General features: G+C 31.3%; 16 protein-coding genes. 5 read left to right on the forward strand and 11 right to left on the reverse strand.

Annotated elements, in window-relative coordinates; genetic code table 11:
* Nucleotides 1-4 precede the first annotated feature (4 nt).
* Entirely contained in the window at nt 5-1,318 is a 1,314-nt protein-coding gene (locus ABD077_RS11570; protein ID WP_343912462.1) for a cation:proton antiporter domain-containing protein, read from the reverse strand.
* Nucleotides 1,319-1,478: 160 nt separating this feature from the next.
* Between ABD077_RS11570 and ABD077_RS11575 the strand changes: the two genes are divergently transcribed.
* The gene (locus ABD077_RS11575; RefSeq protein ID WP_343912463.1) at nt 1,479-2,351 is read left to right on the forward strand and encodes a pirin family protein; all 873 of its coding nucleotides are present in this window, start codon (nt 1,479-1,481) and stop codon (nt 2,349-2,351) included.
* Between the two features lie 4 nt (nt 2,352-2,355).
* Here ABD077_RS11575 and ABD077_RS11580 read toward each other — a convergent pair whose 3' ends face one another.
* From ABD077_RS11580 to ABD077_RS11605, 6 genes are all read right to left on the reverse strand, one after another.
* On the reverse strand, nt 2,356-2,949 hold the full coding sequence (locus tag ABD077_RS11580) for a hypothetical protein (RefSeq protein ID WP_299601305.1): 594 nt from the start codon (nt 2,947-2,949) through the stop codon (nt 2,356-2,358).
* Nucleotides 2,950-3,036: 87 nt separating this feature from the next.
* Nucleotides 3,037-3,354 (reverse strand): hypothetical protein, encoded by a 318-nt coding sequence (locus tag ABD077_RS11585; RefSeq protein WP_343912464.1) that lies wholly within the window; start codon nt 3,352-3,354, stop codon nt 3,037-3,039.
* Nucleotides 3,355-3,404: 50 nt separating this feature from the next.
* Nucleotides 3,405-4,625 (reverse strand): radical SAM protein, encoded by a 1,221-nt coding sequence (locus tag ABD077_RS11590; protein WP_343912465.1) that lies wholly within the window; start codon nt 4,623-4,625, stop codon nt 3,405-3,407.
* A gap of 148 nt (nt 4,626-4,773) precedes the next feature.
* The gene (locus tag ABD077_RS11595) at nt 4,774-4,929 is read right to left on the reverse strand and encodes a hypothetical protein (RefSeq protein WP_343912466.1); all 156 of its coding nucleotides are present in this window, start codon (nt 4,927-4,929) and stop codon (nt 4,774-4,776) included.
* 279 nt (nt 4,930-5,208) lie between these two features.
* Entirely contained in the window at nt 5,209-5,598 is a 390-nt protein-coding gene (locus tag ABD077_RS11600; RefSeq protein WP_299601297.1) for a YchJ family protein, read from the reverse strand.
* Nucleotides 5,599-5,601: 3 nt separating this feature from the next.
* Nucleotides 5,602-5,760, reverse strand: a complete 159-nt coding sequence (locus tag ABD077_RS11605; RefSeq protein WP_343912467.1) for a hypothetical protein — start codon at nt 5,758-5,760, stop codon at nt 5,602-5,604.
* Nucleotides 5,761-5,967: 207 nt separating this feature from the next.
* On the opposite strand from ABD077_RS11605, the gene ABD077_RS11610 reads away from it, so the two are divergent.
* Nucleotides 5,968-6,219, forward strand: coding sequence for a hypothetical protein (locus tag ABD077_RS11610; RefSeq protein WP_343912468.1), 252 nt, complete (start codon nt 5,968-5,970; stop codon nt 6,217-6,219).
* A gap of 324 nt (nt 6,220-6,543) precedes the next feature.
* Here ABD077_RS11610 and ABD077_RS11615 read toward each other — a convergent pair whose 3' ends face one another.
* Nucleotides 6,544-7,377: a DMT family transporter gene (locus tag ABD077_RS11615; RefSeq protein WP_343912469.1), complete on the reverse strand. Its 834-nt coding sequence runs from the start codon at nt 7,375-7,377 to the stop codon at nt 6,544-6,546.
* A gap of 278 nt (nt 7,378-7,655) precedes the next feature.
* Here ABD077_RS11615 and ABD077_RS11620 point away from each other — a divergent pair, with 278 nt between their 5' ends.
* Nucleotides 7,656-8,618, forward strand: coding sequence for a hypothetical protein (locus ABD077_RS11620; protein WP_343912470.1), 963 nt, complete (start codon nt 7,656-7,658; stop codon nt 8,616-8,618).
* Between the two features lie 12 nt (nt 8,619-8,630).
* Here ABD077_RS11620 and ABD077_RS11625 read toward each other — a convergent pair whose 3' ends face one another.
* Nucleotides 8,631-10,379 carry a SulP family inorganic anion transporter gene (locus ABD077_RS11625; protein ID WP_343912986.1) on the reverse strand — a complete coding sequence of 583 codons (1,749 nt, stop codon included), beginning with the start codon at nt 10,377-10,379 and terminating at the stop codon, nt 8,631-8,633.
* Between the two features lie 116 nt (nt 10,380-10,495).
* Here ABD077_RS11625 and ABD077_RS11630 point away from each other — a divergent pair, with 116 nt between their 5' ends.
* Together ABD077_RS11630 and ABD077_RS11635 are read left to right on the forward strand one after the other, a co-directional pair.
* Nucleotides 10,496-11,251: a sulfite exporter TauE/SafE family protein gene (locus ABD077_RS11630; RefSeq protein WP_343912471.1), complete on the forward strand. Its 756-nt coding sequence runs from the start codon at nt 10,496-10,498 to the stop codon at nt 11,249-11,251.
* Nucleotides 11,252-11,322: 71 nt separating this feature from the next.
* Nucleotides 11,323-12,126: an MBL fold metallo-hydrolase gene (locus tag ABD077_RS11635; protein ID WP_343912472.1), complete on the forward strand. Its 804-nt coding sequence runs from the start codon at nt 11,323-11,325 to the stop codon at nt 12,124-12,126.
* A 16-nt stretch (nt 12,127-12,142) separates the two neighbouring features.
* On the opposite strand, the gene ABD077_RS11640 is transcribed toward ABD077_RS11635, so the two are convergent.
* Nucleotides 12,143-12,592, reverse strand: coding sequence for a cold-shock protein (locus ABD077_RS11640; RefSeq protein WP_343912473.1), 450 nt, complete (start codon nt 12,590-12,592; stop codon nt 12,143-12,145).
* 218 nt (nt 12,593-12,810) lie between these two features.
* A complete protein-coding gene (locus ABD077_RS11645; protein ID WP_343912474.1) occupies nt 12,811-13,599 on the reverse strand; it encodes an ImmA/IrrE family metallo-endopeptidase in 789 nt (262 codons plus the stop codon).
* Nucleotides 13,600-13,607: the final 8 nt, after the last annotated feature.

A 13,607-nucleotide genomic window follows, 5' to 3' on the forward strand; every position in this document is an offset into this window, starting at 1 on the left:
AAACTTATTCTGGAGTTTCACCTTCTTCATCAGAAGAGTGTTCAATTTCACTAAGATCTGTTGTAGTATCCATAATATAAGCAACTTCTGCATTGGCAGCTTCCTCTATTTGTTCTGGAGTTAACTCATCTTCATTCGTACTCTTATCACGGATCATTCCACCAGTCATAATCAAACTTGTTCCTATTATTACAAATAACAAAATACCAGGTTCAAATCCAGGGATAATAGCTTCTGCTGGAATTGCATAAAATAATAAAACAGTTATTAAACCTCTGGGAGCAATAAACAACTGTGGTGATATATCTTTACCCACAAATATTCTCAATAGTACATATCGTATTGCGTAAATGGATATAATTATCAATATGCTTATCAGCGCTACTTTCAAATTTAACAGCGAAGATAATGTTATTGTAATTCCAAAAATTACGAAAAACAATGTTCTTACCACAAAAGCTGTTTCTGCGGTAATCACATGTAGCTCATGATATATAGCCTTGGCCTTTTCATAGTCTAGGAGGTTTTCCAATTTCCACTGAAAAAACAGTTTCATATTGGCTATAACCAATCCAAAAATTAGAATAATAATAAGCGATGATAAATGCATCTTCTTTCCTAATCCATATAATAACAATAGTACTGAAATCAATAAGAACAGTTTTACCTGACTTTTGATTTTTTGGAAAATTAAAATAATACCGTAACTAGCTATCAACGAAATGATGATGGTAAGGATTAAGTTAAATGCAAAACCTGCCACGCCCGCATCCTCGGCAGGATTTAACTTTCCTGTTAAGAAATAGAACATCATGATTCCCAGAATATCCGAAAATGTACTTTCATATACATGAAATTCTTTTTTTGCTTCTGATAATCCCGCAACACTAGGAATTATAATCGCACTAGATAAAATAGACAATGGTGTAGCGTATAACAATGCAGATTGCATTGTCATACCGTCAATTAACGCTTTTAAAACAACAGCCGCAACATAAGCCGAAGCCACTAAACCTATTAAGGCAATAGCTAAGGATTTTAAAATAGGGACCAATTTTTCCCGTTTTAATTTTAATTCCAAAGCAGCTTCTAAAACGATCATTATTAGCCCAATAATTCCTAAAACTTCTAACATTGGAAAGAAATTAAAAGAACCTTCACCAAATGCTTTGATCGCATACTGGATAACAACTCCCAATATAATAAGCATTAAAACTGCCGGTATTTTGGTTTTTTTTGCTATTCCATTAAAAATAAAAGATAAAATAAGTACTAAAGATACTTCTATAATCAGGTTATAAGAAGAAAAAATTTCCATTGGTTGGTTTAGGTTGTTTAAGATTGCTTCGGAAAAGATAGTAAAATAATTTAACCTACTTCACGTACTATTTTTTTAAAGAATGACTTAATAAATTTTTAACGTATTACCTATCCTAAAAAGTGTATTTTACCAAAACTATTCACAAATCATAAAGCAAATGTCTAATCAAGGATTGATAATTGAAGAACGTAGCCGTGATATTGGTGATTTTCTAGTAGGAAGATTAATACCATTTAGAAAAAAAAGAATGGTTGGTCCTTTTATATTTATAGATCATATGGGTCCTACTATTATTAAAAACGGAAAATATATGGATGTTGATCAACATCCACATATCGGATTATCAACGTTAACGTATTTACTAGACGGAGAAATTATGCATAAGGATAGTATTGGTACAAACCAGCGTATTTCTCCTGGTTCGGTAAATTGGATGGTAGCTGGAAAAGGTGTAACCCATACCGAAAGAACTCCAGATGATATGAGAGATGGTACAGAGTTTTTAGCACATGGATATCAAATTTGGGTTGCATTACCTAAACACCTGGAAGAAATAGAACCAGAATTTCATCATATAGATAAAAAAGAACTTCCTTATTGGAATGACCATGATACAGAATTTAGATTGATTGCAGGAAAAGGATATGGAAAACAATCTCCTCTACCAGTGCATTCAGAACTTTTTATGGTTGAAATAAAAAGTACAGAACGATATGAGCTGCAAATAAAAGGTGAATTAAAAGGTGAAATAGGGATTTGTATTGTAGAAGGTGAAATAGGTGCTTGTGATTCCATTATTGGAAAAGGAAATATGCTAGTGTCCAAAATTGAAGATACCTGCTCTATAGTATTAGAACCGCACACCCATGTTTTATTATTTGGTGGTGAGCCGTTTCCTGAAGAAAGGCATATTTACTGGAATTTTGTTTCTTCGAGTAAAGATCGATTAGAAGAAGCAAAAGAAAAATGGAGAAACAAACAATTCCCAAAAGTCAATGGTGATGATACTTATGTAGTTATGCCAGAATAAATAACTAACCGGCAGCTAATTCGCGTCTTATATCTTTCAAGCTTTTGTTGGTATTTACCAATTCTAAAATGATTTCTTTACGAAATTCATCTAGATCATCATAGTCATAGTATTTTGCCCATTTGTGATCTTCCAAAAGCGTTTTAATCTGTTTTATTAGTTTACGGGTTGCATCTACAGGTCTTATTATAGCTATTTGATCATAATCAGGATTGTCTTTGTGCTTGTAACTAACAGTTTTGGTTTCGAAATTAACAGATACATAGTAGGCATCAACATCCTCACTCAGGTTTTCTCTAAAGTCAGTCCAATCAGCGTAACCTAATCTAAGGTCATCAATTTCTACAGGTATTTCGGATACTAATCGCCAGTTACATTTAGCAGCTCTTCCCCAATGATTCGACAATCGATAAACCCCGTTTGTAGTATAATAATAGGTACTACCTGATTCACTGCGATAATGTGGTTTTCTCCTAGATATTTCTCTTAATCGAACTCCTCTAAAAACACAGTATGTATTCTTAAAAAAGTTATTTCTGGTAAATTTCTTTACTTTCGCTACTTGTTCTTCCAATGACTTTAATTTTTCCGAGAGCAAAGAAATTATTTTTTGAGAAGAAAAGAAAAACAAGTTTTTAACAGCATGTTGTTAGAAAATTAAATACTCATTTCTAAATATGCTAATTCATGCAGGGTTATTTTTTTTACCAAAAATTAAAAACATACAATAACCGGCTATATTTCCTATAAAAATCCCAATATAATGTGGTACAGCGAAAAAAGCTTCATACCACCAACCTATTCTTTTTCCGAATTTTCTAGTACATGCTCTTCCTATATAAGACATTCTCCACCAATGGATTGTTTTTTTTCCGTCACGACCATCACGATATACTTCTTTGCCTGTTGTGTATACACATCTTAAGTGTCCTCGTAAACTGCATTGATCTACAATTGCAAATTCTCCCATTGAATTCTTTTGCTTTTCAATTTTGTTTCCCATCTTGTAGAAATATTAGTTTAAACTATAAAATTTTATTTCAAAATATCAATTTATTTTCCATAAGTAGCGAAATACTCCAGATCACTTTTATATCGTGAAGATCCTAACTCTTGTCTATCAAGAAAAGACCATATCTCTTCACTTTTCATTTGATCCACTTTCTCATTGTCAAATAGATCTGGAAAAAGAATCATCAATTTGTTTTGAATGTAAGCCGTAAACTTTATCAGATCCTTACAATATACGGATACATTGTCAAAACCATTTTCTTTTTTAAATCGATGTACCAATCTTCCTCCTTGGCATATTTCCATAATAGGACAACTAAGACATTTTGAATTTAATTTTGTTGTACTATCTTCAAAATACAATTTCCCTAGTGGTGATTTTTTAATATCCGAAAAATTATGAGTATTAATATTCATACCTGTTTTCGTAAAGCCATGCCCGCATGCTTTTAAAGAATCAATTGCTTCAATTTCTCCGTTGGTCTCGATTACCAATACTGTAGATTCATTATTAGTATGCTCCGTAGTTCCTAAAAGTCGATTTATTAAACCAGCAAACATAGGTATCTGATATCTTTCTGAATCTTCTATCCAAAGATCAAATAGTTGAATCAACCAATCTGCCATAATCGTTTTTGTTTTATCGAAAGGAAATGTATCATGTGTAAAATCAGGAATTAAAAAGTTAACCGAATTTACATTCATATCTTTAAAACTATTATAAATGTATTGAGGATCCTCTTCTACATTGATTACACATACCGTGTCAGCGTATCCTATATGTTCTTTTAGTATTTGGACTGATTTAAAAACACGATCATAACTTCCTTTTCCTTTATGATCTTTTCGATACATATCATGAGCTTTTTTTGTCCCATCTACACTAACACTAGGATAAATATTTAATTCTCTAAACAAAGAACACGACGATTTATCGATCAAAACTCCGTTCGTTTGTATATCATATTTGAAGATTACGTCGGATAGTTGTTGATTTAATTTGTTTGCCTTTTTAATAAAATAACTGTAAAACTTTTTATCTATCAATAAAGGTTCTCCTCCATGAAAGATAAATGAAAACTCTTTCTTTTTATATCTAAGGATATATTGTTTTGTTTTATCCAAAATTTCATCAACTAGCTCATAGGACATGAATTTTGGTTGCTGTTTATATGTAGTATCACCAAGATTGTACATAAAACAATAGGAGCAATTAAGATTACATCTACTTGCTACTTTTAGAATTAGCGCATCGAATTTCATAAGGATATTTTAATTAGAATTTATAGGTGCGAAAAATGTACTAAGCGAAGCATAGTGATAAAATGTACAAGTTTACTATACTCCGCCCAGTTATATGTAGATTGAAAAACCTACAGTAAGTTCCTAATACGAAACCATATCGTATATACTATCGGTGATGTGCTGGTGTTTCTATAGCTGTTGCCACACAACGTCCTAATGTTTCTGACCAAACTTGACCTTCTGCACATCTTCTACCGCCACTGGTTGGGTAATAGATGATATCTGGTATATCATTTTCTGCACCTCCAAGAATGGCTTTCATGTTTTGAAGTTCTTTTGAAGAAAATTTATCCAAGCCCTTGCGTATTAAAAATACTTTTTTCATTGTATTGAATGTTTAGATTTTGCCTACTCTATATGATTTTCGGCGGCCTCATGATTAGTGTGTGCCCACGCGCGCAAATGGACATTACAACATTAAATACACAAAGGATGATTTTGTTACCCTTCTTCGGGAAAATATTTTATTTGATATAGTAATTTGAATTGATATTGAGGAAGATATAAGTATATAAAAAGAACAATTTAAATATCAAATAGATTACACTACGCCTAAATATACCCAATATCCATTTTCCTTAATAAACTTAGAATTTTCATGAATACACTGTAATGATCCATTTTCGAAGTAAAATGCTTTGAATTCGACCGTACCTTCTGAATCATTTTGAAGACCTTCTTTTGTATTCAAAACTTCCAACTTTACCCATTGAACAGATTTAGCCCATTTTACTGTAGATTTCTTTTCTCTAGCAGAAGGACGTGTTGTACTATGATGACTATGCTGCAAATAATCTCCATTTGCAACGACAAAAGCACTATAACGAGATCGCATTAAAGATTCTGCAGTTAGAGCATTAGTTATATCTAAATGAATTTTATGACAACAAGCCTTGAATGAATCCAACTTTCCGCAATAACAGTTATTCATTCTTTATGAGTTTTCTTTAGATTGGTTTACTCTATTTACAATTTCTTTTAACCTTACAACCCTTAATTCTTTCTCTTTTCGCAATTTGTTCTTTTTGCGATCCATGAGTTTTTTATGCTTTGCTTTATTGAGAGTATTTTTTGCTTTTCCCTTTTTAGGCATTATTTGAAGGTTTATGTTGCAAAAATAACGAAAGCATTTCTAAAGATTAAATTAAACAAAAGAGCGTTCAATTATCATAAAATAAACTGAATTACAACTATTTACTAGTAATAAATGGGGAATTTTTAATTTTTTACACTTTTTTATTTGATTTATTACGGTTTTTCCGTAGTTTAGTCTTGCCTTAAATCTTTAAAACCATTGCTTATGCATAAAACTACTCTTGAGAAGCGATTTAATTCGCAAAATTTAGCAGAAAAATATCGTCATGTTTGGAATAAAGGTATCCACCTTTTTTCGATTAATGATGCCAATAGAGACTTCTATTACAGTGTTTTTTACATTGACTTCCTATTCGCGGAAATTATATATAATAAATTAAATGGTGAAATAATCACTATTAAAAGTTTTACAGATAAAACAAAACTAATGTATTATCTGAGAGAAGATTTTAGTTAGCCATATATTATTATTGAGTATATGAATGCAGAAATCTTAGTTTAGTTTCTAGATTAGAACATTTTGCCCCAACAATTGTCGAAGTCTGATTTTTAAGTGATTGAATAATTAGTTAATTAGTTAGTTAGTTCACCAAACGCTCTGTATTTCATATGCTCATTAATAATGAGATAAAAGACATATATCTAAAACCATTGTAACATATAACTCAACTATTATATACATCGTCGTAAATACCCAAGAAACGTTCATGATACTGATACAAAAGTTCATGAGCGTTTTGCTTTTTAATAGAAGTAAACCCTATTTCTTTTTAATCATGAATTATTTGGATTTATAGAACATATTCAGAACTAGTCCAGTAATCACCATAACCGTTCCTAGTACGCTAAGAATTGGATAATTATCTCCAAAAATAAATACCCCTGCAATCATGGTAAATATTACTTCCATATATTTCAAAGAAACAACTTTATTAGTAGCTTGTGATTGAAATGCTTTTGTCATAAAAAGCTGTCCAAAATAACCAAAAACCCCTAAACTTAATAACAATGCCCACTCTGTTCCTTGAGGTGTTTTTGTCCATTGAAATATGGATAATATCCCGCCCAAAACCGTAGATATCCACATAAAATAATTAACAATAACTACTGGATGATCTCTTAAACCAATTTTGTTTATCAACACGTAAACAAAACCACTAAACAAGGCAGATAAAACAATTAATAATAATCCGAAAGAATTAATCTCTGTATCAAAACCTTTTATAATTAAAACACCACTAAAAGCAATTAAAAAGAAAAGCCATTGAATATGCTTTACTTTTTCCTTTAAAAATAAGACCGCCAATAAAGTAGCAAAAATTGGGGAAAGGTATCTTAATGATACTGCTGATCCTATTTTAAGATATTCTACAGACATAAAAAAAAGTCCCATAGATGTTACTCCTGCTAATCCGCGTAGTATCAACCATTTTTTCTGATTCCCTAATATAGGAATCTTGTGATGTAGCAAAAAAGGCATTGTAAAAAACAATGTTCCTATAGATCTAAAAAAAACTAGTTGATACGCACTAAAACCTTCTAAATACTTAACGAGCAGATTCATTACAGTGAATGAAATTGTACTAAGAATCATAAAATAAATTGCCTTCTTCAAATATTCTCCACTTTAAAAATTTGAAACTATTTTTTATCTGGTTTTAGAGTTCAAATATAGAATTAGTTCATCGATAATCCTTTAAAACATAAATGCATTATTCTTAAAAAATAAATCTTAAATAAGAAGAGTTGTAATTTTATGGATCGGTTTTTGTTTAATTAATAATGAGAAAAACAATGATTATATATATTTTGAGTTATTAATACAATCGGTTAAAAGTTAATATTAAATTATTTTTATTAATTTTAACTACTATTTAAGTCCCTCAAATCCCTATGAAGAAAGTACTCCTACTGTTGGTATTACTTACCTATCAGTGTATTTACAGTCAAGTATACACTATTCAAGACGCAGGTGAAAAATTCCCTATTTCTTATGCAACAATTTCATTTGGTAATGGAAATGGACTCTTTGCAGACGAAGACGGAGTATTTGAGTTTTCAAAAAAACGATATAAAGATATTGATTCTATCTATATTTCTGCTTTAGGGTATAAAGAAAAAGGAATAAGCACAAACAATTTACCGAAAATAATAGAGTTAACACCAGACGTAGCACAATTACAAGAAGTTGTAGTAAAAGCCGAAAATTTAGGTAGATATAAAACAAAAAGAAAAGGATCCAAAATACATGACGATTATTTTAAATGTTGGTTACCTACAGTAGAATCTGAAATTGCAGTGTTTTTTCCGCGAGATCCGTTAAAATCAACAAAAATTGCATCCGTTTACTTACCTGTAATGATGGAATCTTCTAGAGGATCTTCTGGTAGGAAGCAAGCATTCTCTACCCTATTCAAAATGCAATTTTATAGAAACGATAATGGGTTTCCAGGAAAACGATTAGCAGGTGATGATATTATTTTTAGAATTACCAATGATGATAAAACTAATTTTGAGCTTGATATTTTAGAACATAAAGTATTTGTTCCCAAAAATGGTATTTTTATTTCTATACAAGTTTTGGGTTACACCGATAAAAATGGAAAACTACAGCATACTAAAAAATATCATGAAGTCGAAACTCGTAAAGGTATCGTAAAAGTGTCCACTACATTTAGGCCTTTGCTACCGTTTACCAATAAAATTGAAGATAATATCACATTCACAAGGAGAATATTTTTTAAAAATAGAACTTGGCAACGGTTTGATGAGAAATACAGCGAAAATAATATGCTCATTCAAAAAGGATTTATGAACTATGGAATGGGCTTAAAAATGCATGTATATGAAAAATAAATTTTATTTTACTTAGTCTAGAAAAGACCTCTTTTTATTGTATTGTACGGCTACTTCCATGGATTTTTTCTGAATGGTTTTATGCTCTGTAAAATCTACAGCGTCCTCAATATTCAGGAAATTATGTTGACCTCCCAAATTATCTGTAAAACCTGATCTTTTCAAAAAATCTCGAACAGGTCCAATAGTTCCAGAAATTAGTAATTGTATTCCCTGATCTTGTAAATAACGATGAACATCTTCTAGTATATGCAGCCCTGTACTGTCTATATCATGAATATTAGTACTATCCAGAATCAAAAATTCTGGCGATTCGTCTCTTTTCTTTATCTGTTGAATTATCGCATCCTTAAAATAACTCGTATTGGCAAAATACAATTGATCATCGAATCTTATAATGAGATATTTCGAAGATCGCTTAGCATCTGGAAATCTTTTAATATTTCTATAATAATTTGTATTGGGTATATTTACCAATTCTGCAATATGCGGTCTAGAACTATAATACTGTAAGAAAATGTATGACAAAATAACACCAATAAAGATCCCCTTCTCTACTCCAAAAACAAGTGTTCCTAGAAAGGTAATAAACATAACTATAAATTCTCTTCTTCTTAATTTGAGAAGGTACTTTGCTTCAGAGATATTGATTAAACCAAATACAGAAACTAATATGATCGAAGCTAAAACGGCTTTGGGAATATAATAGAAAAAAGATGTTAGAAATAATAAAGAAATTACTACCATAAAGGCGGTAATTATTGACGAAACTGTAGTTTTTCCACCTGCTTCGTCATTAATAGCAGATCTACTATAACTTCCTGATGATGGAATCGCTTGAAAAAAAGCACCTATCACCTTAGCAATACCTAAGGCTAATAATTCTTGATTAGGACTTACGGTATGATCACGATTTTTCATCTCCAGTGATTTTGCAATCCCTATACTTCCAACATATCCAATAAATGTGACCGTCAAAACAGAAGGAATCAAAGCAATCATAGAATCATAATTCATATCTGGAATACTAAAAGAAGGTAGTCCTTTGGGCACATCCTCAATAACTGAAAGTCCTAAATTTTGTAAATCAAAAATTATCGTAATAACCGTTGTAACCACCAAGACAAATAAAGCTCCAGGAAAAGATCTTTTCCATTTCTTAAGAACTAACATCACAAAAATAGATCCTAAACACATTCCTAATGTAATAAAGTTCACGGAAGAAATATGTTGCACTGCATACCATAAGGATTGATGCACATAATCAAAATTAGGAATTTTGATACCCAACGACTCACCAAGCTGTGATATGATAATAATAATAGCTGCTGCAGAAATAAATCCAGAAATCACGGGTTGGGAAATAAGATTTACTAAAAACCCCATTCGCAATAAACTCAATATTATTTGTAATAAACCGATTAACAAACCTGAGAAAATTACCAAATTGGTAAACTCATCTGTAAAAGGAGTCGCTATCTGGCTCACTCCGCTCATTACTAATATTGCTGTTACCGCAACAGGACCAATACTTAACTGTCTGGAGGTTCCAAATAATGCATAGACAATCAATGGAATAAGGCAGGCATATAATCCAAAAATTGGAGGAGTTCCCATTAACAATGCGTATGCAATCGCCTGCGGAATAAGAATAACTCCTACCGTAACCCCTGCTACTACATCAGCACCGAAAGTGCCCTTTTTATAGCCGTTAACTGCTTCTAAAATTGGAAGTATTTTGTGGATTTTTTTAACGTTTATTTTGGTTTTTGTTTGTTCCTGTAAATCTACAACAGTTTACTATTTTATACCAATTGATTTTAAAAAACCGATTATATTTTGTGGTTTTATTTATTTTTGAAGTGTAACAAAAACTAATGAACGATACATTACTTTTAATTATTCTAGCATTGATTGGCTTCTTTGCCGGAGTTATTAACACCATTGCGGGAGGAGGATCTTTACTCACATTACCAATGCTTATTTTTATGGGGTTACCACCTGCAGTAGCAAACGGAACCAACCGCATTGGTATTTTTATACAAAGTATAACATCGGTTGCTGGATTTAAAAGTAAAGGAATAAAACCTTCTATTTTAAGTGTTTATTTAGGTATATCTGCGTTAATCGGATCTTTAATAGGTGCAAAAATTGCGATTGATATTAAAGGTGAAACGTTTAATAGAATATTGGCGATTATTATGCTAATCGTAGTTCTATTTATGGTTTTTAAGCCCAAAGTTGATCTTGCCAATATTTCCGAAAGCACCCAAGGAAAGTATAAGTTGCTATCCATACTAGTTTTTTTTGTCATCGGTATTTATGGAGGTTTCATTCAAGCAGGAGTTGGGATATTCATTCTTTTAGCATTAACATCTATTAACCGATTAAACCTTGTAAGTTCGAATGCCGTAAAAGCATTAGTCGTTTTTATCTACACCATTGGCGCACTAGCAATTTTTGCTCTTAATGATCAAATCGATTATTTATATGGTTTTGTCCTAGCCTTGGGAAATGCTTCTGGTGGTTGGATTGGAAGTAGATGGTCTGTTAAAAAAGGTGACGGTATTGTAAAGGTATTTTTAGTGGTGATGGTTATTGCCATGGCAATTAAATTATGGATAGATAGTTAATCTTACATTAAAATGTTTTCGATTCTATCCTCATTTTATACCTTGTTGAGATAACTAAACCTTAAAAGTTTATGAAATACTATATAACACATCCCCTATTATTAGTTTTCACTATATTTCTTTTTAGTTGCAATTCTAATACCAAAGAAAAAAATAAAGATAATAACGTTCCTACTGAAGTTGCTGAGAATAATACTAAACCTATTTCTGAGTTGAAAATTATTCCTATTCAACATGCTACTACGGTTCTGGAATACAAGGAACATACCATTTATATTGATCCAACTGGTGGTCTTAACGCATTCAAAAATCAAAAAGAACCTACAATTGTATTAATTACGGATATTCATGGAGATCATATGAACATTGAAACTTTAGATAGCTTGAATTTATCTAAATCTAAAATTGTAGTGCCACAATCGGTAGCAGAGAAGCTTCCTGCTAATTACACTAAACATTTGGTAATTCTGAATAATGGAGAAACAAAAGAGGTAAATGGTATTTCTATTGAAGCTATACCAATGTATAATTTAAGAGAAGAAGCTCTGAAGTTTCATAATAAGGGAAGAGGAAATGGTTACGTTATTACACTAGGTGGAGAAAGACTTTATTTTTCTGGTGATACCGAAGATATTCCTGAGATGAGAGCTCTAAAAAATATTGACAAAGCTTTTGTTTGTATGAACCTTCCTTACACCATGACAGTAGAAAGTGCTGCTGATGCAGTTTTAACTTTTAAACCAAAACAAATATATCCCTATCATTATAGAGGAACTCAAGGTTTAAGCGACGTATCAAAATTCAAAGAAATTGTAAATACTGGTAATAAAGAAATAGAAGTAGTTCAATTGGATTGGTATCCAGATTTAAAGTAGATAGTCTTAGATATTATTATTGCTTTTTAACCCTAACCGCATTTAATCCCTTTAATCCCATTTCTAATTCAAAACTAACTTTATCTCCTTCTCTTACTTCTTGCATTAGACCGTTGACATGAACAAAATATTTCTCTTGTGATTCTTGTTCTTTTATAAAACCATAACCTTTAGATTCATTAAAAAACGCTACTCTACCCTTTTTTATTGGATCCTCTTCTACATGCTCTTTTTTAGGAATCGCTATTTCTATATTTTCAGCCTTTATCTTCTTTTTCTTGGAAAGATCTGGAGGAGTGTCAGAAAGATGCCCATTTTCATCAACGTAAGCAATCATATTATCAAAACCACTACCCTTTTTTGAATTTGCTCTACGTTCTTCCTTCTTTTTTTGTTTTTCCTCTCGTTTTTTTAACTTCTTTTTTTCTTTTTCAATCTTACTAAAAGTCTGTTGTGATCTACCCATATCATTTTTTTAAAGTATTTTACAAGTCATCGAAATACTTAACAGAAAATTATACAAGGGTTAATGACATCACCTAATAATTGGTCTCATTAGCGGTAGAAACGACGAAGTATAAAATTTATAATTATACTTATAAGCTTACAAAGATATACTATACACATGAATTAAAGGTTATTCTAAAGAATTAAAACCATATTTTTTAATAAACAATGTTTTTCTTATCGTTCTCTAAAGCGATGTATTTCTGTACTGGACAACATTCTACTTGTAAATGCTGGACATCTTCTTAGTGCTGCCCGAGTTTCTGAATTTCTTTGCAAATCTGATGATCTATCTCCATAAAGATGCACTGCAGGAGATAAACTACTATAACAAATAAAATACATATATGCATTACAAAGAGCTTCTAATCTTCCTGGATTCCTAGATACTCTGGTATTGGATAATGTTTCTCTATCGGCAGCGGAGAAATAGCGATAACTAATTTTACCCGAATGGGTCATCACATGACCAATTTCATGCATTAGAGTTGATATTATTCTGAGATTTTGATTTCTCCATAATGCGCCATAGGTTATTATTATACCATCACGCTCATCAAAAAAATCAGTAGAACGGTCATCATAAATTGGATTTAAACCACCAGTATATATTTCAGAATTTCCTCTTCCTGCAGAATTTGAAAATATAATACCTTCTGGTTTTCGTTGTTTTAACCATCTTAAATGACCAGAAGGAATTAAATCCAAGGTATTTTCTACCATAGAAACATCCGACAATCGAACCCGATAAATATGAATAGTAACATGATTTCTAGAGGTATACATTATATTAACCAAATCTTCATTAGAAATACTTTGGTAATAGCCTCTAACAGAATCTCTTTCCCAATTTTCTAATAGATTAGGACCAAAATAATTCGGTTCTTGGTTTCTTCTTCTACCTGAAGCATAGCCTCCTACAATAATATCTTGCCTATAAGGCTGTCCAATGAATTGAATTGACATAATAACAA

Origin of the sequence: Aquimarina litoralis (assembly GCF_039523995.1) — a bacterium.
GTDB classification, from domain to species: Bacteria; Bacteroidota; Bacteroidia; order Flavobacteriales; family Flavobacteriaceae; genus Aquimarina; species Aquimarina litoralis.

Bases quoted from the DNA above. Each gene is read 5' to 3' on its own strand.
- ABD077_RS11620 (WP_343912470.1), top strand. From the start codon at position 7,656: ATGAAGAAAGTACTCCTACTGTTGGTATTACTTACCTATCAGTGTATT.
- ABD077_RS11590 (WP_343912465.1), bottom strand. From the start codon at position 4,625: ATGAAATTCGATGCGCTAATTCTAAAAGTAGCAAGTAGATGTAATCTT.
- ABD077_RS11585 (WP_343912464.1), bottom strand. From the start codon at position 3,354: ATGGGAAACAAAATTGAAAAGCAAAAGAATTCAATGGGAGAATTTGCA.
- ABD077_RS11595 (WP_343912466.1), bottom strand. From the start codon at position 4,929: ATGAAAGCCATTCTTGGAGGTGCAGAAAATGATATACCAGATATCATC.
- ABD077_RS11640 (WP_343912473.1), bottom strand. From the start codon at position 12,592: ATGGGTAGATCACAACAGACTTTTAGTAAGATTGAAAAAGAAAAAAAG.
- ABD077_RS11570 (WP_343912462.1), bottom strand. From the start codon at position 1,318: ATGGAAATTTTTTCTTCTTATAACCTGATTATAGAAGTATCTTTAGTA.
- ABD077_RS11575 (WP_343912463.1), top strand. From the start codon at position 1,479: ATGTCTAATCAAGGATTGATAATTGAAGAACGTAGCCGTGATATTGGT.
- ABD077_RS11645 (WP_343912474.1), bottom strand. From the start codon at position 13,599: ATGTCAATTCAATTCATTGGACAGCCTTATAGGCAAGATATTATTGTA.
- ABD077_RS11630 (WP_343912471.1), top strand. From the start codon at position 10,496: ATGAACGATACATTACTTTTAATTATTCTAGCATTGATTGGCTTCTTT.
- ABD077_RS11635 (WP_343912472.1), top strand. From the start codon at position 11,323: ATGAAATACTATATAACACATCCCCTATTATTAGTTTTCACTATATTT.
- ABD077_RS11610 (WP_343912468.1), top strand. From the start codon at position 5,968: ATGCATAAAACTACTCTTGAGAAGCGATTTAATTCGCAAAATTTAGCA.
- ABD077_RS11600 (WP_299601297.1), bottom strand. From the start codon at position 5,598: ATGAATAACTGTTATTGCGGAAAGTTGGATTCATTCAAGGCTTGTTGT.
- ABD077_RS11605 (WP_343912467.1), bottom strand. From the start codon at position 5,760: ATGCCTAAAAAGGGAAAAGCAAAAAATACTCTCAATAAAGCAAAGCAT.